Here is a 26343-nt window from a genome sequence, read left to right as displayed (position 1 = left end):
GCGCATGCTGGCTTCGTCCTCGCGCCTGGCGGCGCTGGTGTTCACGGGGGGGCTCGTTGCGCTGGCGGCGGGCTGGACTCCGTCGGCGCTGGCGGCTGTTCACGTGGAGTTGCTGCCGCTTGCGCGCGCGGCCTCTGCACGGGTGACGCTCGGCGACGTGGCCCGGCTGCGTGGCAGCGACGACGAAGTGCGTGCTGCGGCGGCGTTGCCCCTGGGTGCGGCGCCCCGGGTCGGCGAAAGCCTCACCTTGGCGCGTGCCCGCCTCGAAGCCGGCCTGGCGCGTGCTCAGCCGTCGCTCCAGTGGTCGGGTGCCCGCGCGGTGCGCATCGAGCGCGCCAGCCAGACCGTGGCTGCCGCCGAAGTGTGTGCTGCGGCCGAGAAGGTCGTCGCCGCGTGGGTGCAGGCCAAGCACCCGTTGGGGCAGGTGAAGGCCGAATGTGGCGCCGAGGGCTGGGCGCTCCCGTCAGGCTCGGTGGCCCTGAGCGGGCGGCCGCTGCCTGAGGGGCAACTGCCGGCGCGCCGGGTGCGCGCGTGGGTCGATGTGCTCGTGGACGGCCAGTTCGTGCGCGCCATTCCTGTGCAGGCGCGGGTGCAGATGCTGCAGCATGCCTGGGTGGCTCAGCGCGATGTGCAGACCGGGCAGTTGCTCGACGCGGGCCAGCTGGAACTGATCGAAGTCGATGTGGCCGGGCTGTCCGCTGCGGCTCTCGACGTGCAAACCGCGCTGGCCGAGACGCGGCTGCGCAAACCGCTGCTGCGCGGGCAGGTGCTGACCGCCTCGCATGTCGAGGCCTTGCCGGCGGTGTCGCGCGGCCAGACCGTTCGCCTGCGCACGCAAAGCGGGGCGATTTCTCTCGTCACCCAAGCCGAAGCCCTGCAAGACGGGCAGCCGGGGGGGCGCGTTCTTGTCAGGGCCAAGCATGCGGCCGGGCCGATCACCGCACGCGTGGTGGGCCCCAACACAGTGGAGTTGATTCAATGAATGGCTATCTAGGCAGCGTGTTGCCGCTTGCCGGGCGCTTGGTGCGTTCGGCGCGGGTGCTGGCCGTGGTGGGGCTGGCCGTCGCGGCGGTGACGCCCGCATCGGCGCAGAACAGCCTGTATGACGAGAAGAACTTCCGTGCGCTGGCCGCCGACGTGCGCGCTTACCGCGTCGGCGATGCGCTGACAGTGCAGATCGTCGAGAACTCGGCGGCCACGGCGGGCGCCGACACCGGCACGCGTCGCAAGAACGAGATCTCGGCCGAACTGGGGCGCGCGCACGTGCCCATGGTGAGTGTCGGTGTGGGCCTCGGTGGCGAGTTCGATGGCGGCGGGCGCACCACGCGGTCGGGCAAGTTGCTTGCGCAACTCACCGTGTCGGTCAAGGAGGTGCTCCCCAATGGCGATTTGCAGGTTGCTGGTGAACAGTTGCTGCTGATCAACGACGAACAGCAGCGCATCAATGTCGTCGGCCGGGTGCGGCCGCAAGACATCTCCGAGAGCAACACCGTGCTCTCGTCACGGCTGGCCGAAGCGAAGATCACATACGTGGGTGAAGGCGAATTGGCGGAGCGTCAAAAGCCTTCGTGGTGGCGCAAGACGCTGGATTGGATGGGGTTCTGATGCGCCGCTTCACTCGCTTCTTCTCGGCAGCATGCGCCGCGCTGCTCACCCTGGCGATGCCCGGTTGGTCGGCCGCCCAGGGCGCCCCGCGCAGCGACGCCATCCGCGTCAAAGACCTCGGCAAGATCCAAGGCTGGCGCGAGAACGCGCTGATCGGCTACGGCCTCGTCACGGGCCTGGCGGGCACGGGTGATTCGCCCACGAACCGCACCACGCGGCAGGCACTGGCCAACGTGCTGTCGCAGTTCAACCTGAGCGTGCAGTCCGACCAGGTGCAAAGCCGCAACGTGGCGGTCGTGATGGTCACGGCCGCGCTGCCCCCCTTCGCCCGCGAAGGCGACACGCTCGACGTGGGCGTGACCTCGGCTGGCGACGCACGCAGCCTGCTGGGCGGGACCTTGCTGCTCACGCCGCTGAAGGCGGCCAACGGACGTGTGTATGCGCTGGCGCAGGGCGCGTTGTCGGTCGGTGGCTACCGCTACGACGCCAATGGCAACGTGGTGCAGAAGAACCACCCCACGGTGGGCGCCGTGCCCGGCGGTGCGACGGTCGAGGTGGCCTTGCGCCCGACGCCCCAAGAGGCGCAGACCAGCGTGACCTTCGTGCTGCAAGACCCGGACTACACCACCGCCAACCGTGTGGCAGCGGCCATCAACGCACAACTGGGCGGCAATCTCGCCGAGGCCCGTGACGCGTCGGGCATCGACATCCGCATTCCCGAGGCGCAGCGCCAACGGCCGGTGGCTTTTCTCTCGCGCATCGAGGGCGTGATGGTCGAACCCGACCGCCGAGCGCGCGTGGTGATCAACGAACGCACCGGCACCGTGGTCTCGGGTGGCGATGTGCGCATCTCGAAGGTTGCGGTGGCTCATGGTGACCTGCGGGTGTCGATCGACGCGGAAACCAGCGTCTCGCAGCCGCTGCTGGTCAACCGGCCGTCGGACGGCATTCGCACCGCGATCGTCACCAACAGCCGCATTGACGTGACCGAAGGGGCTGGCACCGGCTTCGTCGCCGCCAACAACACGGTGGCCGATCTGGTGCAGTCGCTGGCCCGGCTGCGCACGAACACGCGCGACATCATTTCCATCCTGCGTGCCGTGAAGGCCGCAGGGGCCTTGCATGCGGACCTGGTTGTGCAGTGACGCGCGACCGCCCTCAAACACATTCACAGGAGAACCCCCATGAGCATCGGCATTGAGGCCATCACGACGGCTTCGCTCTCGCTGGCGTTGGACGCCGCCAGCCTGCGCCAGCAAGTGATCGCCGCGAACATTGCCAACGCCGGCAGCGTTGGGTTCGTGCCGCGCCGCGTGAGCTTCGAGGCCCAGGTGGCCGACGGCCTGCGCGCGCTGCAGGGTGGCGCGGCGAGCCCGCTGCAAGCCCGCGTCGAGCCGGTCCTGGGCGCGCAGGGCGAGCCGCAAGAGGTGCGCCTCGACACCGAGGTCGCGGCCCTCACGCAGAACAACCTGCACTACCAGGCGCTGGTGCGCGGTCTGAACCGCCACCTGTCCATCTTGTCCACCGCTGTGAGCGAAGGTCGGCGCTGATCGCGCTGAAAGAACACTGCCATGAACTACTCGCAATCATTCGCGATCAGCGCGGCCGGCATGGACGTCGAGCGCCTGCGCGTCGAAGTCGCCGCCCTCAACCTGGCCAACGCCAACACCGTGGTGTCGGCCGACGGCAAGGGCTTTCAGCCGCTGCGCGTGGTCGCCCAGTCGGCCCTCGGTGGCCTGCCGATGGAAGGCGCCGACTTCGCCTCGCTCGTCGGCCAAGGGCTTGCCAGCCTCAAGACCACCGTCGAACCCAGCGGCCGGCCCACGCGCTCGGTGCTTGACCCGGGCCACCCGCAGGCCAACGCGCAAGGTTATGTGTCGTACCCCGGCGTCGATCCGGCGACCGAAATGATGACGATGCTGAGCGCATCGCGCGCCTACGAAGCCAATGTCGTGGCCATGAATTCGGCGCGCGCCATGGCCGTGAAGGCCCTTGAAATTGGTGGCAACACATGAGCATTCCGTTCATCTCGCCCGTGTCGGCGATTCAAGAGCCTTCGTTGCAGTCGCTCGCGTCGGCCACGGCCGGTGCGGTGGGTGGCGTGGGCGCCGCGGGCCCCACGTCGTTCGGCGACCTGGTCACCAACGGCCTGCAGCAGGTCAACCAGCAGCTCCAGGTGTCGCAGGCCGACCTGCAGGGCCTGGCCACCGGCAATGTCGAGAACCTGCACCAGGTGATGCTGCGTCTCGAAGAGAGCCGCATGGCCTTCCAGCTGATGCTGCAGGTGCGCAACCGCCTGCTCGAGTCGTACCAAGAGCTGATGCGCATGCAGGTGTAGGCGCGCGCGTCATCGTTGGGGGACGAGCAGCAAGCATGAAGAAAACCGGGAGCAGGTGTTGAAAGCGTTTTGGCAAGGTTTGGGGGCGGCCGCGAAGGTGAGCCTGGTGGCAGGCGTCGTGGTCATCGTCGGGGGGACGATCGCGCTGGCCGTGTGGCTGATGCGAACGGACTACGACGTGTTGTTCGGCAGCATGGCGGCGCAAGACGCAGCCGCGATGACGGCCGAGCTCGATCGCATGAAGGTGCCGTACCGGTTGGGGCCTGACGGGACGACCATCCTCGTGGACAAGAACCACCTGCACGAGACCCGGCTCAAGCTGATGAGCAAGGACATCCCGCTGCACGGTGCGGTGGGCTTCGAGCTGTTCAACAACACCGACTTCGGCATGACCGAGTTCGCCCAGAAGGTGAACTACCAGCGTGCGCTGCAGGGCGAGATCACGCGCACGATCATGGCGCTCGACGAGGTCGAGTCGGTGCGCGTGCACCTGGCTTTCCCCGAAGAGGGGCTGTTCAAGCGTGACCAGGGCAAGGCCAAGGCTGCGATCACGCTGGCCCTGAAGCACGGCCAGACGCTGCGCGCCGAGCAGGTCAAGGGCATCCAGCGGCTTGTGTCGGCCTCGGTGGCCGGCGTGAACCCGCAGGACGTGACCATCGTCGATCAAAGCGGCGTGGCGCTCACGCGCAATGCCGGCGTGGGTGACCCGACCACCGATGTCGGGCCGCAACTCGAACTCAAGCGAGACATCGAGCAGCACCTGGCGCAGAAGGCCGCGCAGGTGCTCGACCGCACCTTCGGGCCGGGCAAGGCGCTTGCAAGCGTCGATGTCGTGCTCGACATGAATCAGGTGCGCCGCACCACCGAAGACGTGATCTCGCCGCCCGTGCGGCCGGGCGAGGTGGCCACCGGCGTCGTGGTGCGTGAACGCGAGTCGGTGAAGGACGACGCGCTGCAAACAACCACCCGAGACGGCAGCAAGCTCGGTGGCAGCAGCACGCAGCGTGAGACCGAGTACCAGGTCGGTCGCCGCGTCGAGCAGGTGGTGTCGCAGCCGGGATCGATCCGCAGCCTGCAGGTGCTCGCGGTCATCCGCATGCCCATGGACGCCCACCAACTTGAACAGACCAGGGCGCTGATCAGCGCGGCGGTCGGCGCCTCGGGCGAGCGCGGCGACGTGGTTGTGGTGCAGTCGCTGCCGGGCTTGATGAACCCGGCGCGCGAAACGGGCGCCGAGTCGGGCCTGCAGCAACTGGCACCTCGTTCAGCGCGCGCCGACGGGGAACCCGAGGCGACCAAGCCAGTGTCAGCGAAACGGGAAACGCCGCTGGTGGTGGCGCTGGCCGTGCTCATCATGCTGGTGGCCTTGGGCCTCGTGGCCTGGGCGGTGCACCGCGCGAAGCCGCAGGCGTCGGCCACGCTCAGCCCGCAAGAGCGGCAGCAGGCACTGGCCCGCCTGCGCGACTGGGTGGGGGCGGACCCCGCATTGCCGGCCTCGCCCACGGGAGGCGAGCGGTGAACCTCCTCGAAGGTCTTCCCTTGCGCGAGCCCGTGAGCGGCTCGGCCGTGACCCCGGGCATGCGCCAGGCGGCCTTGCTGCTGCACACCCTGGGCAGCGCCGACCGTGACTGGATGCTTCGGCAATTGCCCGATGCGCAGCGGCGTGAGGTCGAAAGCCTGTTGAGCGAAGTCGCCGAGCTGGGGCTTCCCGTCGACGCACAGCTTTTGCAAGACGCTTTGGTTGCGCCCGTGTCGCGTGGCGCTGCTGTACCCGAGAGCGCACAGGTTCAGCGCCTGTTCGATTTGTCGGTGCAAACCGCGGCCGAACTGCTCCACGGCGAGCCCGATCGCTTGATCGCCCATGTGCTCGGCCTGGCGGCCTGGCCTTGGGGCCCGGGCATGCTCGACCGCCTGGGGCCGACGCGCAAGCGCCGGGTGCTCGAACTCATGTCGGCGAGATCGCAGGCCGTGCCGGGCGGGTCGCCCCGCAGCGCGTGCGACCTGGCCTTGCTGGACGAACTCGAAGCCAAGGCGCGCCGGCAACTGGACCCGGCCACCTCGGGTGCACGAGGTCTCTGGTCGGCGCCCCCCGACGCGCGCGGTTTGCGCGGCTGGGTGCAGCGCCTGCGCTCCACGGTGGCATTCGGAAAGGGCGAAACATGAACGAGCCGAGCAAACCGGCGGTGTTGAAGGACGTGGCCGTGACGGCGGGCACCCGAGCGCTGGGCTTGCCCCGCCACCGGCACGTGCCTGAGACGAAGGCTGGTGCCGTGCGTGTGCCCACGGGCGTGGTCCAGGCCTTGAAGTCGGCCCCCTCGGCAGCCCAGCCGGTGCTCGCCACCGCGGAGGCCCCGGCGCCCGTGGTCAACCCGGTGCAGCAGGTGCTGGACGAAGAACGCAACGCCGCGCGCGAGCAGGGCTTGCGCGAGGGCATCGCCGAAGCGCAGAAGCGGCTCGACGAGGCCATGCGCGAAGGCCGCGCCAAGCTCGAGGCCCAGGCCGAGGCCATGGCCGAAAAGCAGCAGGCCGACTACCAGCGCCTCTTGCAACGTGTCGAAGGCGTGATCGAAGGCTTGACCGAAGCGCTGGACCAACGGCTCGAACAACTCGAAGGCGACGCCCTCGAGCTGGCCTTCGAATCGGTGTGTCGCCTGATGGGCAGCACGCGGGCCAACCGGGAGGCGGTCGCTGCCCTGGTGCAGCAGGCCATGAGTCAACTGCGGGGCGGCACCTTGATGCGCGTGCGTCTGCACCCCGACGACCTGCGTGCCTTGCAGGGTGATGAGCTCCTTGCGCGGCATGCGTCGGTCCAATGGGTGGCCGACACCAAGGTGCAAGCGGGCGGCTGCCTGCTCGACTCCGACAACGGCACCCTCGACGCCCGCCTCGACCGGCAGTTGACCCGTCTGCGCGACGCCTGGGTCGGTGAAGCCAAGCGCCCTGCGTCGGAGGCCTGATGTCCACCTTCGCCCGCCTGAGAGCCACCACCCAGCGCGCCGATCTCACGGCGCGCATCGGCGTGGTGCGCCAGTTGTCCGGCCTGGCCATCGAATCGCAGGGGCCCGACGCGGTGCTGGGCGAGGTGTGTTCCATCGCCGTTCGCGGGCAGGCCCAGCCGCTGCAGGCCGAAGTGGTCGGCATGCGCGCCGGTCAGGTGACGCTGATGCCCTATGGCTCGTCGCAGGGCCTGTCGGCCGGCTGCGAGGTCGTGGCCAGCGGCGAACAGGCGAGCGTCGGCGTGGGCCGGCAGTTGTTGGGCCGCGTGGTCGATGGTTTCGGCCATGCGCTTGACGGCAAGCCCGACCCGGTCACCGACGAGCGCCGCACGTTGCGCGCCAAACCGCTCAACCCGATGGGCCGGCCGCGCATCGACTCGGTCATCGAAACCGGCATCCGCAGCATCGATTCGCTGCTGACCCTGGGCAAGGGCCAGCGCGTCGGCATCTTCGCCGGCAGCGGCGTGGGCAAGAGCACCTTGCTCGGCATGATCGCCCGCCACGTGCGGGCCGATGTCAACGTGATCGCCCTGATCGGCGAGCGTGGCCGCGAGGTGCGCGAGTTCATCGACAAGCAGCTGGGCGAAGAGGGCTTGGCCCGCTCGGTGGTGGTGGTGGCCACCTCCGACCAACCCGCGCTGGCGCGGCTGCGTGCGGCCTATGCGGCGGTGACCATCGCCGAGTTCTTTCGTGACCAGGGCCTGCAGGTCATGCTGACCATGGACTCGGTGACCCGCTTCGCGATGGCGCGCCGCGAGGTCGGCCTGTCGGCTGGCGAGCCGCCCACCGCGCGCGGCTACACGCCTTCGGTGTTTGCCGAGCTGCCCGAGCTGTGCGAACGCTGCGGCACCGCGCCGTCGGGTGGCGCGATCACCGCGCTGCTGACCGTGCTGGTCGAGGGCGACGACCTCAACGAACCGATCACCGACTGCCTGCGTGCCACGCTCGATGGCCACATCGTCTTGTCGCGCCAGTTGGCCAACCAGGGCCACTACCCGGCCATCGACGTGCTCAAGAGCGTCAGCCGCCTGATGCCCGACCTCGTGCCGCGCGAGGTCATGACGCTGGCCGTCAAGGCTGTCGAGATGACCTCGGTGCTCGACCGCAACCGCCAGTTGGTGGACATCGGCGCCTACGTCAAAGGCACCAACGCCTCGCTCGACCGCGCGCTCGAAGTCGAAGCGCAGTTGCTGGCCTTCCTCAAGCAGACCGACGGCGGTGCCGATCGCAAGGCCGCCTTGCAACAACTGGCCGGCTTGCTGCGGGGCGTGGCATGACGCAAGACCGCCGCGGCTTCGTGTACCGGCTCGAACCCCTGCGCCTGAAAGCGCAGTGGGAGCTGGACGCCGTGCGCCGCGAACTGGCCGAGTCGCTCGAAGCCCTCGACACCCTGAAGAAGCAGATCGCCGAGCTGGACGCACGCATGGAAGCGCTGACCCAGGCGGCCGCGGCCAACAAGGCCCAGGTGTTCGACCCGGCCGCCGCGCACCGGCGGCTGGCCTACCTCACCGACGTGCTGCGACGCAAGGCGCTGCTGGTGACCCAGAAAGAAGAAGCCGAGCGCACGCACGAGGCCGTGCTCGACCGCAGCCGCGCCGCTCAGCTGAAGCTCGACGCGCTCGACCGCGACAAGGCGCGCAGCCTCGACGAGTTCTTGCTCGACCAGTCGCGCGCGGCATCGGCCCAGGCCGACCAGGAATGGCTGGCCCGCCGCGAATGGCGCCGTGCCCGCGGCGTGGTCGGCGAAGAACTGCCGCAAGAACAGGGGGCGCTGACATGAGCATCACCTGGCCCCACGACGCGGCACAGGCCGCCACGTCGCCCCGCGACTCGGCATCGGCCTCGGCCCCGCAGCCCAACCGCCTGGCCTGGCAGCGCGAGATGGAACGCGCCCAGAGCGAAGGCTGGCTCGGTCACCGCCCGCCCGAAGGCCACGAGGGCACCGCGCGAGACGCTGGCGAAGGCCGCGGCCAAGCTTTCGCCGAAGGTGGCAAACCCACACGGCCCCCGCTCGTCGAGGGCCTGCAGGTGGCGGCGGCACAGCTTCGCTGGTCGGTGCCCGTGGCCCCGTCGCAGCCCGCTGCGGCCGAAGTCCCCGCTGCGCTTCAGATGGTGCGTGCGACACGCTCGGCGCCGCTGCCCGGCACGCCTCTGCCAGTGCCGAGCACCCCGCCATCCCCGCCGCTGGCACCGTTGCAAGCGGGGCCCGACCTGGGCCGCGCCGCTGGCGCCGCCGCTGCGGGCGCGCCCGTGCAAGTCGTGCGACTGCCTTTGCCGGGAGCACATGAGCCGCTGCGCCTGCACGTGCAATGGCAAGGCGACGAAGCGCAGGTGTGGATCGGTGCCGATGCGGCGCTCGGCCGGCAGGCCGACGAGCTGGTCGAGGTCGTCGCACGCTGGCTCACCGGTCAGGGGCTGCGTGTCACACGCATCGTCTGCAATGGCGTCGAGCGCCGCCCGGGGGCCATGTCGGCTCCGGCAGAGCCCCGGCTTTCTGAATCTTCAACGCGCGGCATCGGCCGCAGCGTTCCGTACGTTCACCTCACAGCTTCTCGGGAGTATTGACATGGCAACCATCGGCGCAGTCGGCGGCACATCGGGCGTCAGCCTCCAGTCCAACAACCTGGGCATGGAGGACTTCCTGAAGATCCTGCTGACCCAGTTGACCTTCCAGGACCCCCTCAAGCCCATGGACAACCAGCAGTTCATGGCGCAGATGGCTCAGTTCACCTCGCTCGAACAGACGCAGCAGCTCAACGGCAAGCTCGACGCGCTGCTGTCCACGCAGGCCTCGCTGCAATCGGTGGGGCTGATCGGCCGCACGGTCGATGTCACCACCGCCAGCGGCACCGTCACCGGCACGGTCACGTCGCTGGCGCTGTCGGGCGAGTCGCCGTCGCTGTCGCTGCGCACACCGGCCGGCACCACGATTTCGAGCGTGAGCCTGAGCCAGATCGTGGCCGTGCGCTGACCCCTTGATCCCTGAACCCAACGCTTCGTCGAACCCCCCATGATTGAGTCCATCTACGTAGGAATGAGTGGCCTGATGGGCTACTCGCAGGGCTTGCGCGTCATCGCCAACAACACGGCCAACCTCAACACGCCGGGTTTCAAGGGCTCGTCGCTGCAGTTCTCGGACCTGTTCTATTCGGGCAGCGAAATGGCCGGCGGCACCGGCTTCGGCCGCGGCCAGATCGGCTATGGCCTGACCACGCACTCGACCTCGATCAACTTCAAGCAGGGCGAGCTGCGCCAGACCGGCAACGACCTCGACCTGGCCGTCGATGGGCAGGGTCTGTTCGTCATGCGCGACGGCGAAGGCGAGATCCACTACAGCCGCGCCGGCCAGTTCGAGTTCGACGGGCGCGGCGTGCTCGTGAGCCGCACCGACGGCAGCAAGGTGATGTCGTCCGACGGCGCCGGCAACTACACCGAGGTCAGCCTGAGCGAGCGTCGCACCAGCGCGGCCCGGGCCACCACGACGATCAGCTTCCAGGGCAACCTGCCCAGCACCACGACCGAACAAACCCTGAACAGCGTTCAGGTGCTCGACTCGGTCGGCGGTGAACACAACCTCACGATGCGTTTCAACCGCACCAACCAGCAATGGGCGGTCACGGTGCTCGAAGGCTCGACCACCGTGGGCACCGGCACGCTGGTGTTCCAGGACGGCCGGCCCACGGCCGAGAGCGCACGCATCAACATCACCTACACACCGAGCGGCCTGGCGGCGATGCCCATCACGCTCGACTTCAGCAACGAGGTGCGCTCGTTCGCGTCGGGCGACATCTCGACGCTGGCCGTGTCGCGCCAAGATGGCTTCCGAGCCGGGGCGCTGAGCAAGGTCACCTTCGACGAAACCGGCACCATGGTGCTGACCTACAGCAACCAGCAGACCGTGCGCGCCCAGCAGCTGGCGCTCGCGCGCTTCGACTCGACCGATGCTGTCACGGCCTCGGGCGACAACCAGTTCCGCCCAACCGACGACGCCGCCTGGCACAAGGGCGTGGCCGACGGCCTGAGCTTCGGGAAGATCAAGTCCGGCGTGGTCGAAATCTCGAACGTCGATCTGTCGCAGCAGTTCAGCGACCTGGTCATCATGCAGCGCGGCTACCAGGCCTCGTCGCAGGTCGTCTCGACGGCCAACGAGATGCTCCAAGAGCTGTTCTCGATGACGAGCAAGTGAGCCGCCGATGTATCCCCCGAACCTTTCCGTGGCCACCGAAGCCACGACCCACCGACCGCTTCGCTGGTGGTCGGCCGCCGCCCTCGAGGTGCTGGCCCGCGAGCTGAACCGCGTGTTCCAGGCCTGGGCGCAGCGCTGGGACATGCCCCTCGAAGCTGCTGTGGCCTACAACGCCCACGAGGCCTCGGGGGCGCCCGCCGACGCGGCGCAGTGGCAGGCTTGGTGTGACGACGCGGGCCCGGCGGCGACCTGGTGCTGGGCCGGCATCGCCTCGGGCGACCCGCAGGCCAAGCTGGCCGATGCCCTCTACGGCAGCCCGTCGCATGCCTCGTCGGCGGTTCGCAGCCCGGCGTCCATTGCCCACGGGGTGGCGGCGCGCGCCTTGCGCGACCTCGAAGACGAACTGGCCAAACTGCTGGTGGCCACCGACGGCAGCACGCCGCTGGCCGCACTGGGTGCGCCGCAAGCCCGCGCCTGGAGCGGCGACGTGCGCGTGCGCCTGCCCTGGTGCGGCACCGAGCTGTGGCTGCACTTGCGCGCGAGCCGCGTGGCGCCGCTGCTCGAATCGGCCCGGCGCCGCTATGCCGGCAAGCCCCAGGCGCTCGATGCGTCGGTGCTGTCGGCCATCGCCCACCAGCCGCTGCGCCTGCGGGTCGAACTGAACCCGACCGAGCTCGACCTCGGCACCTTGCAGTCCCTGCGCCTGGGCGACGTGCTCACGCTGGGGCATCCGCTCGAAGCGCCCTTGGTGCTGCACGCGGCCAACGCGCCGGGCGGTGCCGACACGCCCGTGTGCAACGCCTACCTCGGCGCGCGCCACGGCAAACGCGCCATCGAACTGGTCCAGGGCCCCGGGGCCTGAGCCTGAGCGGCCAGACCTGACACGCATTTCTTGAATCTGAACGAGTTCCATCATGAGTGAATCGAACCTGCACAACCGCGCCGAGACCTCGGCCGCCGCGGCGACCGGCGAAGCCGGCAGCGCGCCCTACACCGCCCACGTCATCGCCCTGAACGAGCTGCACGACATCGGCGAAGGCCCGAAGCTCAAGCTGCCCGATGCAGCCAACCCGCTGCACAGCATCAAGACCAAGCTGCAGGTCTGCGTGGGCAACGTCGAACTGACCGTGGGCGACCTGATGTCGGCGAAAGAGCACCAGGTGTTCGTGCTCGACCGGCTGGTCGATCAGCCCGTGGACATCGTGCTAGAAGGCAAGGTGGTGGCCCGCGGCCAACTCGTCGCGGTGGATGACCAGTTCGCCGTTCGCATCACCGACATCCCCGTGCCGCTGAAGCCGTGAACGTGCTCGTTGCCGGGGTGAGCCCGGAAGCGCCTCGGCTGCGCGCCCGCCCGGTGGCGGTCGCGGCTGCGGTGCCGGTTTTGTTGATGGCCGCCGGCCCGGCGTTCGCGCAGGCGGGCGGGGCGGCGTCTGCGCCGACCTTCGGCACAGCGGCGTCGGCACCGGCGCCGCTGACGTTTCGGCGCGATGCCCAAGACCCCGGCTTTCCGGTCGCCGGTGCGCTGCTCTTGCTGGGCCTGGCAGCTGTCGCGATCTTTTTCTGGTGGCGCCGTGTGGGCTCGCCCGGCGGCGCCTCGAAGGCCTGGGGCCTGGGGGCGGCCTCGGCCCGTTCGGGCGAGGTCAAGGTGCTGTCGAGCACGCGCATCGACGCCTCGGTGCGCCTGCACGTTGTCGAATGGAAGGGCCGCCAGCTGCTCTTGGCCGTGACGCCCGCAGGCGCCACCGTGGTGCTCGACCGCGACGATGCACCGGCCCCGGCCGCCGCGACGGAGGCCTCGTCGTGATGCGCCGCGCGTGGAACGTCCTGCTGCTGGCGCTCGTTCGCCTGATGCTCGCCGTGGGCGCGGTGTCGGCCATGCCCGCGCATGCCCAGCTCGATGCGGCGCCCGTGGTGCCCCCCGCGCCGGTGGCCGCGCCTGCGCTGGCCGATGTCGGCAAAGAGCCCGACATCGAACTGACCACATCCAAGACGCTGTCCACCGGCGTGGGCAGCGGCACGGCCCCGAGCGCCCAGGGCGAGGGTGCCTCGGTGCCCTCGACCGGCAGCAGCGGGTCTTCGACGACCTCGGCCGGAGCCAAGCGTGACTCGCGCCCCGATGCGGCGACCGCACGGCAAGGCGTCGGCATCGACTTTCGCCTGCCGCAGCGCAACGGCAAAGAGGGCGACACCGCACTGGCCGTACGCATCGTGCTGGGCCTCACCTTGCTGGCGGTGCTGCCTGCCATCGTGGTCTGCGTGACGGCCTTCCTGCGCATCATCATCGTCATGTCGATGCTGCGCCATGCGATCGGCATGCCCGAGACGCCGCCCAACATGGTGCTGATCGGGCTGTCGCTCTTTCTCACGCTGTTCACGATGTCGCCGGTGCTCCAGCAGGTGAACGACCACGCGCTGCAGCCCTTCATGCAGGGCACGATCGGGTCCGAAGACGCGATGAAGAAGGCCACGCAGCCGATCCGCGAGTTCATGGTCAAGCAGACGCGTGAGCAAGACCTGGCGCTGATGGTCGAGCTGTCGAAGGCCAAGCCGCCGCAGAGCATGGACGACATCAGCAACGTGCAGCTGGTGCCGGCGTTCATGCTGTCCGAGCTGCGGGCCGCGTTCCAGATCGGCTTCGTGATCTTCCTGCCCTTCCTGCTGATCGACCTCATCGTCTCCAGCATCCTCATGGCCCTGGGCATGATGATGATGCCGCCCGTGACCATCGCCTTGCCGCTCAAGGTGTTGATGTTCATCCTGGTCGATGGGTGGAGCCTCATCTTGAAGGCCCTCGTCGGGTCGTTCCACTGAGCGCCTGAGGCCTCTCACGACCACCGGCCGCCCATGCAATCGTCGCCCGCTCGCTTTGACGACGACGCCCGTGCCGACGACGAGCGCGTGCTGTGGCTGCGCCTGCGTGAAACCGGCGATGAAACGGCCCGCCAGGAGCTGATTCGCCGCCACCTCGACTACGCACGCACGGTGGCCGCGGCCTACTACGGCCGGCGCACGCACAACGAGATCGAGTTCGAGGAATACCACCAGCTCGCTTCGCTGGCGCTGGTCGAGTCGATCGACCGCTACGACCCCGACCGCGGGGCCCAGTTCAAGACCTTCGCGGCACGGCGCATGCACGGTGCCATCCTCGACGGGCTGGAGCAACTCACCGAAAAGCAGCAGCAGATCGCCGTGCGGCAGCGCCTGCGCAGCGAGCGTCTGCAGTCCATCAAGGACCAGGGCAGTGAACCGCCGGCCCGAGGCCTGCCGCCCACCCTGCGGCCAGGCAAGGCGCATGCCGATGCGCTGTTCGGCTATCTGGCCGAGGTGGGCATCGGCATCGCGCTCAGCTGCCTGCTCGACGGCACCGGCATGCTGCGGCCCGACGAAGAACTGCCGCTGCAGCCCGACCGGATGTACCAGAAGGTCGAGTTCCGGCAACTGCAGCGGCGCGTGCGTGAACTCATCAACCACCTGCCACCGCAAGAGCGGGCCGTCGTCACGTCGCACTATCTGCACGAGCACGGCTTCGAAGAGATCGCCGCCCGCCTGGGACTGACCAAGGGCCGCGTTTCACAGATCCACCGCAGCGCGCTGCAATCGCTTCGCGTGCTGCTCCGTTCGAACAAGCGCTGCGACGTGGCGTGTTGAGAAGATGTCAATGAACCCGACTCGACCGCTCATTCCGTCCGCGCCAAACGCCCCACATTGACAAGGCTCCGCCACCATGAACCAACCCACCCCGCTTGAACGGCTCGACCGCCTCGAAGGCTACCTGCGCGAAGACGCCGACAACATCGAGCTGATGGCCGAAGCCTTCGACGCCGCACTGCAGGCGGGCGAATGGGGGCGGGCCGAGTTTCACCTGCGGCACGCCCAGGCCTTGTCGAGCGATCGCATGCTGTGGCGCCTGCGCGAGTCGCACTGGCTGCTGGCCCAGCACCGCTTTGATGAAGCCGAAGAACTGCTGCGCCGCATGGCCGCAGCGCCCGACACGCCCGAGGGCTTGCGCCCCGTGATCGCGCACGACATCGCCTATGCCGCGCTGCGCCAGAACCGCTTCGCCGAGGGCCTCGAAGCCCTGTCGCCCTGGGTGGCGCCGGCCAATCCTGCCCAGCCGGTCGATGGTGCACTGCAGGTGCTGTGGCTGCGCCTCATGCACCGCGCCGGCCAGCTCGACGAGGCGATGGCCTGGGCGCGCGCCCGCTGGCAGGCGCAGCAACTGGCTGCACCGGCCGCGGGCGTGGCCAGCTTGGTCGCGCTCGACGCCGAAGATTTCACCGCCTGCCTGATGTGGTCCGACCACGCGCTCAAGCAGCACGGCGGTCCGCTCGAAGCCCTGGTGGCGCGCGCCTCGGCCGCGTTGGGCCAGCAAGACCCGGTTTATGCGCGCTCGTTGCTGCAGGCGGCCTTGCAGCACCACCCGCAAGACGGCCGCGCGTGGTCGGCGCTGGCCTTCACCGACCTGCTCGAACAACAGCTCGTGCCGGCGCGCAGCAGCTTCGACAAAGCCCTGCAGTACATGCCCGAGCACATCGGCACCTGGCATGGCCTGGGCTGGACCTGCCTGCTGCAAGGCGACCTCGATGCGGCCTTGAAGGCCTTCGAACGCGCGCTCGAAATCGACCGCAACTTCGGCGAGAGCCATGGTGGCCTGGCCGTGATCCAGGCGGCACGCGGTGAGCGCGCCGCCGCTGAAGCGTCGATCGAGCGTGCCACGCGCCTCGACAAGAACAACCTGTCGGCGCGCTATGCCGAGGCCGTGTTGAGCGGCGAGGCCCGCGACCTGCAGGCGTTGCGCAAGCTGGCCACGCGCCTGCTGGGTGGCCGCCCAGGCCTCACGGGCGGCAGCATGCTCGACATGATCCCGACCCTGAGCGGCGCTGCGGCGGCCGGTGCGGCTGATGGCCCGGCCGACGCGGCCGGTGCCACCCACGGCAAGGGCCCCACGCTGAACTGAGAGGCTGAGAGTTTTTCGTTCATGCCGGCTCATCGCGCCCAAACGCCCCCGCTTGTCGTTGCAAATGCTCGCCACGGCCCGAGCCATGGCTGCGCTTTGCGCCTAGACCGGGTGCGTTTGGACGCGCTGCGCGGGCGCGCCCGACAGACGCTCAGCCTCTGAGCGCCTCACCTCCACCGAACCCGCCCCCGCCCGCATGGCCGATCGCAACCTCAACGCGCTGTGGCTGCGCTGCCTGCTCGAAGAGCTGGCAGTCGCTGGCGCTGACCAAGCCGTCCTCAACGCCGGTGGTCGCGCCACGGCGCTGTCGCTCGTCATTCACGCCGACCCGTCGTTTCGCACCCAGGTCGTCAGCACCGACGAGCGCAGCGGGGCTTTCGTCGCCCTCGGGCTGACCAAAGAGAGCGGCCGCCCGTCGATCCTCGTCACGACCTCGGGCTCGGCCGTGGCCAACACCATGCCCGCGCTCACCGAGGCGCAGGCCATCGGTGCGCCGGTCATCCTCATCAGTTGCGACCGCCCGCGCCGCCTGCGCGGCAGCGGCTTCGGCCAGATGACCGACCACATCGGCGCCACCCGGGCGGTCGTCGCCGCAAGCGTGGACCTGCCCGACCCGCAAGCGAGCGATGAGGCCATCGTCGCCATGCGCCAGGCCATCCGCGGCTTGATGCCGCACCTCGTGGGCCCGGGTCCGCGCGGGCCGGTGCACATCAACGTGCCACTGGCCGGCCGGCGCGACCCGACCGAGGTGACGCCCGAGTGGGTGACGCCGAGCCTGTCACCGGAGGCCCAGAAGGGCCCATCGAAAGCCCCGCCGGCCACCGCGGCGGCAGCAACGCCCGATGTGAACGCCTTGCGCGCCTCGCTCGGCCTGCGCCCTGGCATGCGCGGCCTCATCGTCGTCGGCGCCAGCCCCTGCGTCGATGCCGACACGCTGGCCGCGTTTTCTCGGCGGGTGGGTTTTCCGGTCCTGGCCGATGCCTGCAGCGGCATGCGCTCGACGGTGCCGAACGCGGTGGTCGCGCTCGACGCCTGGGCCGCGCGCCCCGAGCTGCAGACAGTCAACCCCGACCTCGTCATTCGCCTGGGCCTGGCGCCGGTGTCGCAGCGTGTGTGCGACTTTCTCGTCACCCGGCCCTGCGCCACGCTGAAGCTGCACCACGAGCCGGTCGCGCACGACTACCTGCACCCGAAGTTCGAGCTGTGGGTCAACCCGGGCGCCGCCGACCTCGACCGCCTGGCCGAGGCGCTGGGCAGCGGGCCCACCGCCTGGCTCGACGCCTGGATGGCGGCCGGCCGCACTGGCCGCACCCGGCGCAGCGAAATCATCAACCGCCTGCCCTGGGGCGAGTTGCCGGCTGCCCAGGCGCTGTTTCAAGCGCCGGGCCATGAGCTGCTGCACATCGGCAACTCGATGGCGGTGCAGCACGCAGAAAGCTGCATGGACATCGATGCCCCCTTCGGCCGCGTGCACGTCTCGCGCGGTGTCAACGGCATTGACGGCAACATGGGCACCTTTCTCGGCGAATTGCTGGCGAGCGGCCGGCGCGGGCTGATGCTGCTGGGCGACCAGTCGTTCCTGCACGACCTGTCGTCGCTGTTGCTGCTGAAGAACCACAACCCCGACGCCACCATCTGCGTGATGAACAACAACGGCGGCGCGCTGTTCGACTTTCTGCCGGTGGCCAAGCTGCCGGGCTACCTCGAAGTGGTGCGCAACCCGAGCAACGTGGACATCAGCCGCATCGCCGCCGCATTCGGCTTCGAGACGCACCGCTGCGAAACGCTGGACGCATTGCGCGCCGCCTTGTCGCAGCCGGCCAAGGGCACGCGCTTCATCGAGATTCGCGTCAACGCCACATCGCTGACGCAGGGGGTGGGTGTGCTGACCGAGTCGCTGCGACTCAAGCGTGAGGCGGCGATGGCGGCCGCCGCAGCGGCAACCCCCAACCCGGCCGGAGCCAAGGCCTGAGCGGACACCAGGTCGCAGCCGACAACAGGCCGCGCCGCGCTCAATCGGCCGAATGCACCACCGCCGCGAGACGCGGTGACAGCGGGGGCAGGTGGGCCTGCCACGTGCCGTCCAACGGGGCCAGCGGCGCATCGGGCAACACCCGGCGCAACTCGTCTGCGAGCACGCGGCCCATCTCACCAATGCCCTGAATTTGCCGCCGCAGCAGCCGCCGGTACGCCGATGAAACCTCTGCCGTGGCAAGCGCCTGGATCTTCTGCGTCAGCTCGTCATGCAGTGAGGGGCTGTCGCAGCGCGTGAACCACTCGCCCAGCCCCGCTTCGGCGAAGAGGTTGTGAATGCGCGAGTCGAGAGCGATGCCGATGGTGGGCACCAGGCCGCCGAGCGCCAGCACCGCCGCGTGAAAGCGCGAGGTCACCACCAGCGAGGCGCTGCGCAGCAGGCCGACGATGTCGTCGGGCGTGAAGTCGCCGCTGCAGAAGGCAGGCGCGGGTGCGGGCAGGTGCTGGTTCAGGTGCGCGCAGGCGCGTGCGTCGAGCCGTTCCATGCCCACGAGAAACACGAAGCGCCCGCTGGCACGCAGCGTGGCTACGGTCTGTGCCAGCGCATCGAGGTAGCGCGCGTACTGCGCCTCGCGCTCGGGCGAGGTGGTGTGGAAGAACACGCCGCGGTAGTGCAGGTCGCGCAGCTCGGCGTGGTCGCCGGGCGTCTGCAGGGCGCGTGTCTTGGCCATGTCCACCCGCACTGGCCACCAAAAGGGGTTGATGGGGCACACGGCCACCGCAGGCTGCTGGCCGTCCCAGCCCTGGGCTTGCAAGGCCGTGCGGGCGTTGGCGCTGGCCTGGGCCGAGGGCTCGAAGGTCCAGGCCGGGTCGGCCCCACGCGCCACGCGCAGGCCCATCGCGCCCAGCAGGGCTTGGCTCTCGCCGCTGCGCGCCACCAGCAGCGCGCCTTCGCAAGCGCGCGTCACAAAGGCCTTCAGCCCTGCGCTCATGGCGCCGGCCTCGGCCCCGTAGCCGACCGCGAGCTGCCCGCGCCGGGCCGCGTAGCCCAGGCCGCCGGCGAAGGTGGCGCTCAGCACGTCAGAAAAGGTCGAGGTGAACATCGAGCCTTCGCAGGCGATGACCCCGTCGAAGCGCGGTCCTTGCTGGCGCAGAAAGTCGGTGAAGTAGGCCGCGAGCGGCACCGCGTCGAGCGGGCCCAGCACCGGGTCGCCGCTCACGTCGCCCATCACCCCCAGCTGCAGGCGCAGCGTGCCGGGCCTGAAGAGCGTGTGCAGCTGGCGCACCATCTCGCGCACCCGAACGTCGGCGCCCACGTTGCCCTGGCCGGTGTAGCCCAGCAGCAGGGGCGAGAAGGGCTGTGCGACCCAGTCGCGCGCGCCGGGGGCTGTGGGGTTCGAGGCTCGGTTGTGCTGCGACGTCTGGGCCAGCAACTGGTCGAGCTGTTCGCAGAAGGTCGCGTCGGGGTCCGGCGACAGCGCGAACCGCATGGCATCGCTTGAAAACATGGCGTCTCGGGCGGGTGGGACGTGCGTTGAAACAAGTGGCCGGGCACTGTAGCCGAGCAGGGGTTGTCGCCAAAGACGAAGCCTTGCTTGTGCTTCAGAATCACGCCGGTTCAAAACGCAGGAGGAGCCCCTCGTGATAGGCATCAACGGCCAACCCGTCATCGACCTCGACCCGCACGTCGATGTGGCGGGCTTCAACGACCTGATCGAAGAGTGCCGCATCGGCCTGGCCAGAAGCCAGTGGGACGTCTGCTCGTTCGGCCCCGGCATCTACGACAAAGAACTGGCGCGTGACCTGTTCGCGCTCGAAAACGGCATCGACACCCACTGGGCCGGCGAAGCCCCGCACCCCGATGCGACCTACCTGCGCGAAGTGTTCGGTACGCTCACCACCAACCAGCGGCGCATCTACCTGAAGCTGCGCTACGGGCTCTACAACCCCGGCAGCAGCGTCTACCTGCGCGCGGCCCAGGGCGGCCACTACCTCGACATCCACCGTGCCGACCAGGCCGCATGGACGGCCAACGCCAAGCACTTTCCGAAGCTGGTGAGGTGGATCTCCGCGCTGCCCTTCGAGTCGTTCGGGCGCGCGATGTTTTTCGTCAACGAGCACAACTGCAACGTGGTCGAGCATTCCGACATGCACAGCTCGCCCACCAAGAAGGGCTACGTTGCCAAGCATGCGCACAAGGCCGAGTTCATCTGGATCCGCCCGAGCGTCGAGCACACCAAGAGCCTGTATGTGCTCAACGAAGAGACCGGCGAGCGCCACTACGTCAAAGGCAACGCCGCCTGGTTCAACAGCTTCGACGTGCACGGCGCCGACGCCGGCCCCACCATGACCTGGACGCTGCGGGTGGACGGCGTGTTCACGCGCGAGCTGCGCGAGGCGCTGACGGGCAACCCCGAGCGGCCCCAAAGACAGTCGGCCCAGGCGGCCTGACCTCAGCCGGGGCCGCCGGCCTGGCCCGGCCGCGCCCGGGCCCCGTGAAGGCCGCGCCGGGGCGAAATCACACGCCCTCGATGTACGCCTTCGGGTGGATGTGCCCCTCGTGCAACATGTCGAAGGGGTGCATCTCGCCGTAGTAGTCGTTCAGCACCCAGGCCTCTTCCTCGGGCAGGTAGTCGATCCACGGCGCGAAGCCCAACACGATGTTGGTGCGGCTGTTCGGCGTCTCGCGCGTGCAATACATGCGGTGCGGCTTGTGGCTGTCCCAGCTGTAGATGTTGCCCAGCCGCAGATGGATGTCGATCAAGGGCGTGCCCGGCGGCGGGATGTGCGACGGCGAGCCCACCGGGTCGAGCTGAAATCGAAACTCGTCTGACGACGTGATCGGGATGTTGATGCGCAGGTTCTCGAACACCGGCTCGTCGCGGTGCCAGCCAAAGGTGAAGCGCCCCGTCTGCTCGAAGAAGTATTCGGCGAAGAGCGTCGCCACCCGGCTGCGCACCCGCGTGCGCGGAAACTGACTCAGCAGCTCGCCCAGGTAGCCGTGCTTCGACGCCTCGGTCGGCTGCCGGAAGGCGTAGCTGTCCATGTAGCTGTGCTTGAGCTTCTGGTGCCCGCCGTTCACCGAGTACGAGAAGTCGAGCCGCGCGTTCTTGGGCGTGCCCAGCGTGGCCTGGTGCAGGGGCAGGCCGTCTTGGTGGTCGGGGTCGCACATCAGCGAAAAACCCCGGTAGCCGTGCAGCGCGCCTTCTTTGGTGCTCCACGGAAAGAGCCCGTGCACCTGGTGAATCTCTTCGATGGTCTGCGCCATGCGGGGCAGATCGACCTCGATGCCCCCGACCAGAAAGATGTCGGGGTACTTGCGCTTGGGCTGGATCTTCGTTTTCAGCTCGTCGAAATTCGTCTTCGAGCGGATGTAGTGCATGACCGCCAGTTCATCGGGAACTTCGGCGAGGTAGAACTTGCGTTGCATGGGAAGTGGGCGAGGGTGAACGATGCCGACTGGAAGCGGCGGTGCGGCCTGATGCGCGCGCACCTGTTCAATACATCCCGCTTTTTCGCGCGGTGTTTAGTCGGCGGCCCAAATCTGACCGGGCCTGTGTGACATGTGACACGGCCCCTGCAAGAGGGGCCGCTTTGTGCTGCTGTGCCCGGGGCCGGGCGCGAGGGGTCTCAGCCGCGCGTCGCGTCGCGGAAGGCCGGGTCGCTGAACAACTGGCCGATGAGCTGGCGGTACAGGGCCATGTGCTCTTTGGCCGTCCACTGCGCGCCCACGTTGCCCAGCGCCGGGGCCCAGGTCGCGCTCACGCGCAACTCGCGCTCGTAGCGCACCTGGCCGTCGCGCGCGTCCACCAGCGTGAAGCGTGCGGCCAGGCTGCCTTGGCCGGCGCGCATCTGGCTGTCGGTCACGAGGGCCGACACCACCCGGTGCGAGCCCGTGTTCAGCAGGCCGGCGGCCTTCAACTCGACGTTGAGGTTGTCTTTCAGGTACTGCGCCTCGCGCGCCAGCGACTCTTCGCTCGTGCCTTCTTGCGTGAACGGGTCCACCGACGGCTTGTTGGGCAAGAACTCACCCATCGACATCGGCCGCAGCCCGGCCGACAGCGCCAGCTGCTGATTGACCGGCGTGGCGACCGGCGAATCGAGCGGCAGCAGCGTCGTGCAGCCCGACAGGGCCCACAGGCCGACAAGGGCGAACAAGGCCTGAAGGCGGGGGGCGATGCGATTCGCGCATCGCGTGCTGGGGCGGGCAAAGGTGCTCATGACAACAAACTCAAGGGTGGGGTGACGGGTAAACCGCGTGATGCTGCGGTGGGCTGGGCGGGCTTGCAAGCCTCAGGACGGGTGGCATCGGTTGAAAAAGAAGCGAAGGCCAGGGCAGGGCGCTCACCCCCGCTCTTTGAGTGTGCTCGGGTGGCCCGAGAACACCAGGTCGCGCATGAACTCGTACTTGGCCGGAATGAGGTTCTTCAGGCCTTCAGGGTCTTGCACGAACGCCGAGTACGTTTCGGCGAAGTCTTCCGACGTGTTGCGGCTGGCATAGGCGGTGATGCAATCGGCCGAGCGCGAGACCTCGGTCACCCAGTGCTTTTTCACCGTGCTGCTGATGATCAGAAAAAACACGAAGTGCCCGATCTCGTGGAACAAGATGTTGTGCAACTGCGCACGCGTCTGAAAGTCGCCCACGTACACCGCGCGCTCGCGCTGGTTGAACTCACCCAAGCGCACGCCCCACGTGCCCAGGTAGTAGGCCTCGTACGGGTCGAACAAAAAAAACTCGGGCGCATAGACGATCTTGTTCAGCCCTTCGAGGTGAAAGCCCGGCAATACGTCGATCGCCTGCACCACCTGCGCCACCGTCACCACCTGCTGCCGAGCGAAGCCCGACACGCGCAGGTTCAGCGAACCCGGCGTGCTGGGGTCGGCGCCTGGGGTGCGGCGTTTGTTGTAGACGTGCATGGACGGCAGAGGGTCGAATCGGGTGCCAAACATTGGCAAACATCGGTTGATTTTGCCGGCGTCATGATCGCAGAGGCATCCGCAGTGATCACCCGTGGAGCTTGTAGGCGAACGGGGCGAGTGAGGGCGCGAGGCAAGGGTCACCGTCCCGTTGCTCAAGGGCCGCCAACGAGGGGGACATTGCGCAGAGCTTGCCATTTTTCCCACTTGTTCTTTCAACCGCTGATGCGAACGCGGTCATCGGTCTTTGCGGTCAAGGGGCGGACCTCGCTTTTTCCTCCATGCGGCTAATCCAAGCGGCTCACCCGTGAAACTGACAATCCGAGGGCTTGCGCTATAGCTGTCATCGGCATGCTGCCTGATGAGCGCTCGGTGCAGGCCATCTTCGCGCCACGCGTGTTCCCCCTGCGGATGCCGTGCACACCGAGCGGTGCACGCTTGTTTGTTGTTGGTCTCAGGGGCGGAGCCCCGACGACCAATACATCCGCGTTGGGCTGGAAACGTTTAGTTATGACCAAGCATTTTTGTCGGATATGACTAAACGATTTCGGGTTTCTGGCGATCTATTGAGTGAACGAAGCGTTTGGTCAGGTGGGTGGGGTGCTTCCCAATGCCCACGTGGGCCATGCCCGGTGAGCCCGGGCTTCGTCGAACTCTCCGCGCCGTGCAGTGCTTTTGTGCTGCACGGCATTCTTTTTTGACGTTTTGATTGGGCAAAGGGATGAACCTGCACGAGGACGGCTGCGCCACTGCTTGCGCCAATTCCCCGCTCCCGGCCCCGACTGGGGCGGCCGGCGAGGGTCCGTTGATCGCCAAGACGGCGGCTGAAGCCGCCGAGTGGCTCACGAGCTACGTCGCACGGCTGACCGGCCTGCCGGCCGCCGACGTGCACGCCGAGGCGGCGTTCGAGTCGTTCGGCATCGACTCGTACCAGGCCGTGGTGATGGTCTACGAGCTTGAAAACTGGCTGGGCTGGAAGCTGGACCTGACCGAGCCTTTCAACCACGACACGCCGCAGAGCTTTGCCGACTTTCTGGCGGCCGAGGGCCTGCGGCGAGTCGCCGCTGCAGCATCGGCCCCGGCCGCTGCCTGACGCCGCGCACAACCCCCGAGGAGCGCCCGTGAGCCGATTCACCATCGCGAGCCAGTTCGACGACCTGCTGTGCACGCAGCGGTATGCGGATCGCTCGCCCGATTTCGATCGCCACATCGAAGCCTCGCACCGCCACCACTGGAACCCGCTCGACGCGCGCTACCTCGACTACGCGGCGCCGTTCGACATGCTGAACACGCCCATCCTGCCGGCGCGCCTGGTGCCCGAGCTGGGTTCGGCCGTGGCCGACCGCATCGGCGCGGCGCGGCATGTCGAGTTCGCGAACCAGTCGGCACGCTGGTGGCTGTCGGGCATCTTGCACGGCGAGCAGGCGGCGCTGTCGCTGTCGAGCGGCCTGGCCGGGCAACTGCGCGACCTGGGCGCAGCCGAGTTTCTTTCGACACAAGCCAAAGAAGAGGCGCGTCATGTGCACGCGTTCAGCCGCTACATGACGGCGCGCTGGGGCCGGGCCTTTCCGGCGACGCGCGCGCTGACCGCCTTGTTCGACGAGCTGGTCGGCGCTGCCAGCGTGCCCAAGCGCATCGTGGGCATGCAGTTGATCGTCGAGGGCATGGCGATGGGACTGTTCGCCACCTTGCACGCCAGCACCGAAGACCCTTTGCTGAAGCGGCTGACCCAGTTCGTCATGGTGGACGAGGCCTTGCACCACCGCGTGGGCAAGATGTGGATCGACGAAGACGCGCCCGCGCTCGACGAGGCCGTGCGCAACGAGCTCGAAGACTGGGCGCTGCGCTGCTTCAAAGTGCTGGTCGAGAACCTCAACCACCCGCGAGAAAAGGCCGACCTGTACCGGCATTTCGGGCTCGAAGAGGCCTGGGTCATGCAGGCCATGCGCGAGGCCTACGGCAACCGCGAAAAGCAAGAACAGGTGCGCAACGCGCACAAGTTGTTCCACTCGCTGGTGGCGGCGCTGCTCAAGGCGGGCTTGATCACCCGCCGCACGCGGCACTTCTATGCGGTCTGGCTCGACCTGCCCGAGATCGAGTCGGGCGGCGACTGGCAGGGCCGCGAGGCCACCGTCGTCAGCGAAGGCATGCGCCACCTGGAGCAGATCAACACGTGAAGTTCGAACCCTTGTCACCACAGGTTCTGCAGAACCCGTACGCGCTCTACGACCAGTTGCGCAGCGAAGCGCCGCTGTTCCGCACCGACGCGGGCTACCTGTTCGTGACGCGTCACGAAGACGTGGCCCAGGTGCTGCGCGACAAGCGTTTCGGCAAGGCCTTCAACCGCGACGCGGCCGAGGGCGACCTGAACGAGCCTGTGCACCGCTCGGCGCAGAGCATGCTGATCTACCTGAACCCGCCGACGCACACGCGGATTCGCAACCTCGTGATGGGCGCGTTCTCGAAGCACAGCGTCGAGCGGCTGCGGGTGGTGCTCGAAGCCGCCGCCCACGAACTGGTGGACAAGGTGGAGGCCACCGGCCGCATGGACCTCGTCAGCGACTTCGCCTTCCACCTGCCGCTGCTGGCCATCTTCGAGCTGCTGGGTGTGCCGGCGGCCGACCGGCCCCGGTTCTATGCCGCGTCGGCCGGCGCCCGCGCGCTCGACCTGGAGCCCATCACGCCCGAAGAGCTGCGCGAGGCCAGTGCGCGCATCGAATTTCTCGAGTCGTATTTCGTGGACCTGATGGCGCAGCGCACCGACCCGTCGGCGCACGACCTCGTCACCAGCCTCATGGCGGCGTCGAGCGGTGAGGACCGGCTGACGGAGCGCGAGATTCTTTCCAACATCGTGCTGCTGTTCCGCGCGGGCTACGAAACCACAGCCGGCCTCATCGGCAATGCCTACTACGCGGTGGCCTCGCGGCCCGAGCAGCGTGCGCGGTTGATCGAAACGCCGGGCCTGTCGCCCGAGGGCATCGAAGAGCTGATGCGCTTCGACACCTCGGTGCAGTTTTCGGGTCGCACGGCGCTCGAAGACGCCGACATCGGCGGGCACCCCGTGCGAAGGGGCGAGGTGGTGCTGCCCTCGCTGGGCGCGGCCAACCGCGACCCCGAGGTGTTCGAGCGCCCGCACGAGCTGGACCTCGACCGCGTGGACTGCCGGCACCTGTCGTTCGGCGGTGGCGTTCACTACTGCATGGGCGCGCAGCTCAGCCGCATGGAGCTTGAAATCGCCATGCGCGTGCTGTTCGAGCGGCTGCCCAACGCGCGTCTGGCCGAGCCCGACCACGTGCAGTGGCGGCGCAGTTTTCTGTTCCGGGGGCTGTCGAGCCTCCCTCTGGTGTGGTGATGGCTGTGAGCGTGGATT

The 26343-nt window shown here is 68.4% G+C and carries 29 protein-coding genes; 25 read left to right on the top strand and 4 right to left on the bottom strand.

The annotated features are described in order from the left end of the window. Positions 1–4: 4 nt before the first annotated feature. From flgA to menD, 21 genes are all read left to right on the top strand, one after another. On the top strand, positions 5–982 hold the full coding sequence (flgA, locus tag AC1KAT_RS01555; protein ID WP_480322075.1) for a flagellar basal body P-ring formation chaperone FlgA: 978 nt from the start codon (positions 5–7) through the stop codon (positions 980–982). A 56-nt stretch (positions 983–1038) separates the two neighbouring features. Further along, positions 1039–1605 (top strand): flagellar basal body L-ring protein FlgH, encoded by a 567-nt coding sequence (locus tag AC1KAT_RS01550; RefSeq protein WP_480322073.1) that lies wholly within the window; start codon positions 1039–1041, stop codon positions 1603–1605. Then, positions 1605–2750, top strand: coding sequence for a flagellar basal body P-ring protein FlgI (locus tag AC1KAT_RS01545; RefSeq protein WP_480322071.1), 1146 nt, complete (start codon positions 1605–1607; stop codon positions 2748–2750). The genes AC1KAT_RS01550 and AC1KAT_RS01545 overlap by 1 nt, the downstream gene beginning before the upstream one ends. A gap of 39 nt (positions 2751–2789) precedes the next feature. Next, on the top strand, positions 2790–3155 hold the full coding sequence (locus AC1KAT_RS01540; protein WP_480322069.1) for a flagellar basal body rod protein FlgB: 366 nt from the start codon (positions 2790–2792) through the stop codon (positions 3153–3155). A 21-nt stretch (positions 3156–3176) separates the two neighbouring features. After that, positions 3177–3620: a flagellar basal body rod protein FlgC gene (gene flgC, locus AC1KAT_RS01535; RefSeq protein WP_480322067.1), complete on the top strand. Its 444-nt coding sequence runs from the start codon at positions 3177–3179 to the stop codon at positions 3618–3620. After that, positions 3617–3943: a flagellar hook-basal body complex protein FliE gene (gene fliE, locus AC1KAT_RS01530; RefSeq protein WP_480322065.1), complete on the top strand. Its 327-nt coding sequence runs from the start codon at positions 3617–3619 to the stop codon at positions 3941–3943. Before flgC ends, fliE begins: the two co-directional genes overlap by 4 nt. A 55-nt stretch (positions 3944–3998) precedes the next feature. Beyond that, complete coding sequence (gene fliF, locus AC1KAT_RS01525) at positions 3999–5462, top strand: flagellar basal-body MS-ring/collar protein FliF (protein ID WP_480322063.1); 1464 nt, start codon at positions 3999–4001, stop codon at positions 5460–5462. Then, positions 5459–6106, top strand: coding sequence for a hypothetical protein (locus AC1KAT_RS01520; protein ID WP_480322061.1), 648 nt, complete (start codon positions 5459–5461; stop codon positions 6104–6106). The genes fliF and AC1KAT_RS01520 overlap by 4 nt, the downstream gene beginning before the upstream one ends. Beyond that, positions 6103–6900: a FliH/SctL family protein gene (locus tag AC1KAT_RS01515; protein ID WP_480322059.1), complete on the top strand. Its 798-nt coding sequence runs from the start codon at positions 6103–6105 to the stop codon at positions 6898–6900. Before AC1KAT_RS01520 ends, AC1KAT_RS01515 begins: the two co-directional genes overlap by 4 nt. Then, positions 6900–8216 carry a FliI/YscN family ATPase gene (locus AC1KAT_RS01510; RefSeq protein WP_480322057.1) on the top strand — a complete coding sequence of 439 codons (1317 nt, stop codon included), beginning with the start codon at positions 6900–6902 and terminating at the stop codon, positions 8214–8216. The genes AC1KAT_RS01515 and AC1KAT_RS01510 overlap by 1 nt, the downstream gene beginning before the upstream one ends. After that, positions 8213–8719 (top strand): hypothetical protein, encoded by a 507-nt coding sequence (locus AC1KAT_RS01505; RefSeq protein WP_480322054.1) that lies wholly within the window; start codon positions 8213–8215, stop codon positions 8717–8719. The genes AC1KAT_RS01510 and AC1KAT_RS01505 overlap by 4 nt, the downstream gene beginning before the upstream one ends. Further along, positions 8716–9504 (top strand): hypothetical protein, encoded by a 789-nt coding sequence (locus AC1KAT_RS01500; RefSeq protein ID WP_480322052.1) that lies wholly within the window; start codon positions 8716–8718, stop codon positions 9502–9504. Before AC1KAT_RS01505 ends, AC1KAT_RS01500 begins: the two co-directional genes overlap by 4 nt. Position 9505: 1 nt before the next feature. Next, entirely contained in the window at positions 9506–9910 is a 405-nt protein-coding gene (locus AC1KAT_RS01495; protein ID WP_480322050.1) for a flagellar hook assembly protein FlgD, read from the top strand. A gap of 39 nt (positions 9911–9949) precedes the next feature. Then, a complete protein-coding gene (flgF, locus tag AC1KAT_RS01490) occupies positions 9950–11125 on the top strand; it encodes a flagellar basal-body rod protein FlgF (protein ID WP_480322048.1) in 1176 nt (391 codons plus the stop codon). 7 nt (positions 11126–11132) lie between these two features. Next, positions 11133–11987, top strand: coding sequence for a FliM/FliN family flagellar motor switch protein (locus AC1KAT_RS01485; protein ID WP_480322046.1), 855 nt, complete (start codon positions 11133–11135; stop codon positions 11985–11987). Positions 11988–12039: 52 nt separating this feature from the next. Further along, positions 12040–12426, top strand: a complete 387-nt coding sequence (locus tag AC1KAT_RS01480) for a FliM/FliN family flagellar motor switch protein (RefSeq protein ID WP_480322044.1) — start codon at positions 12040–12042, stop codon at positions 12424–12426. After that, positions 12423–12929 (top strand): flagellar biosynthetic protein FliO, encoded by a 507-nt coding sequence (locus AC1KAT_RS01475; RefSeq protein WP_480322042.1) that lies wholly within the window; start codon positions 12423–12425, stop codon positions 12927–12929. Before AC1KAT_RS01480 ends, AC1KAT_RS01475 begins: the two co-directional genes overlap by 4 nt. Continuing rightward, a complete protein-coding gene (gene fliP / locus AC1KAT_RS01470; RefSeq protein WP_480322040.1) occupies positions 12929–13936 on the top strand; it encodes a flagellar type III secretion system pore protein FliP in 1008 nt (335 codons plus the stop codon). Before AC1KAT_RS01475 ends, fliP begins: the two co-directional genes overlap by 1 nt. Positions 13937–13969: 33 nt before the next feature. Next, the gene (locus AC1KAT_RS01465) at positions 13970–14773 is read left to right on the top strand and encodes a sigma-70 family RNA polymerase sigma factor (RefSeq protein WP_480322039.1); all 804 of its coding nucleotides are present in this window, start codon (positions 13970–13972) and stop codon (positions 14771–14773) included. A gap of 76 nt (positions 14774–14849) precedes the next feature. After that, entirely contained in the window at positions 14850–16082 is a 1233-nt protein-coding gene (locus AC1KAT_RS01460; protein ID WP_480322037.1) for a tetratricopeptide repeat protein, read from the top strand. Positions 16083–16278: 196 nt separating this feature from the next. Then, positions 16279–18054, top strand: coding sequence for a 2-succinyl-5-enolpyruvyl-6-hydroxy-3-cyclohexene-1-carboxylic-acid synthase (menD, locus tag AC1KAT_RS01455; RefSeq protein ID WP_480322035.1), 1776 nt, complete (start codon positions 16279–16281; stop codon positions 18052–18054). Between the two features lie 40 nt (positions 18055–18094). Here menD and AC1KAT_RS01450 read toward each other — a convergent pair whose 3' ends face one another. Then, complete coding sequence (locus AC1KAT_RS01450; protein WP_480322033.1) at positions 18095–19564, bottom strand: polysaccharide pyruvyl transferase family protein; 1470 nt, start codon at positions 19562–19564, stop codon at positions 18095–18097. Positions 19565–19697: 133 nt separating this feature from the next. Here AC1KAT_RS01450 and AC1KAT_RS01445 point away from each other — a divergent pair, with 133 nt between their 5' ends. Then, positions 19698–20507, top strand: coding sequence for a hypothetical protein (locus tag AC1KAT_RS01445; protein ID WP_480322031.1), 810 nt, complete (start codon positions 19698–19700; stop codon positions 20505–20507). 67 nt (positions 20508–20574) lie between these two features. Here the strand turns inward: AC1KAT_RS01445 and AC1KAT_RS01440 are convergent, their stop codons facing one another. The 3 genes from AC1KAT_RS01440 to AC1KAT_RS01430 all read right to left on the bottom strand — a co-directional run bounded on the left by AC1KAT_RS01440 (position 20575) and on the right by AC1KAT_RS01430 (position 22973). Continuing rightward, positions 20575–21486, bottom strand: a complete 912-nt coding sequence (locus tag AC1KAT_RS01440) for a hypothetical protein (RefSeq protein ID WP_480322029.1) — start codon at positions 21484–21486, stop codon at positions 20575–20577. A gap of 200 nt (positions 21487–21686) precedes the next feature. After that, positions 21687–22277 (bottom strand): hypothetical protein, encoded by a 591-nt coding sequence (locus tag AC1KAT_RS01435; protein WP_480322027.1) that lies wholly within the window; start codon positions 22275–22277, stop codon positions 21687–21689. A 123-nt stretch (positions 22278–22400) separates the two neighbouring features. Beyond that, a complete protein-coding gene (locus tag AC1KAT_RS01430; protein ID WP_480322025.1) occupies positions 22401–22973 on the bottom strand; it encodes a hypothetical protein in 573 nt (190 codons plus the stop codon). Positions 22974–23778: 805 nt separating this feature from the next. Between AC1KAT_RS01430 and AC1KAT_RS01425 the strand changes: the two genes are divergently transcribed. From AC1KAT_RS01425 to AC1KAT_RS01415, 3 genes are read left to right on the top strand one after another with little or no spacing between them, the layout of a single operon-like run. After that, positions 23779–24066 (top strand): acyl carrier protein, encoded by a 288-nt coding sequence (locus AC1KAT_RS01425; protein ID WP_480322023.1) that lies wholly within the window; start codon positions 23779–23781, stop codon positions 24064–24066. A gap of 28 nt (positions 24067–24094) precedes the next feature. Then, the gene (locus AC1KAT_RS01420; protein ID WP_480322021.1) at positions 24095–25150 is read left to right on the top strand and encodes a ferritin-like domain-containing protein; all 1056 of its coding nucleotides are present in this window, start codon (positions 24095–24097) and stop codon (positions 25148–25150) included. Between the two features lie 11 nt (positions 25151–25161). Further along, positions 25162–26325: a cytochrome P450 gene (locus tag AC1KAT_RS01415; RefSeq protein ID WP_480322019.1), complete on the top strand. Its 1164-nt coding sequence runs from the start codon at positions 25162–25164 to the stop codon at positions 26323–26325. Positions 26326–26343: the final 18 nt, after the last annotated feature.

The organism is Piscinibacter sp. PDB5-1, assembly GCF_056676035.1.
This window is presented reverse-complemented; position numbering and strand designations above follow the sequence as displayed.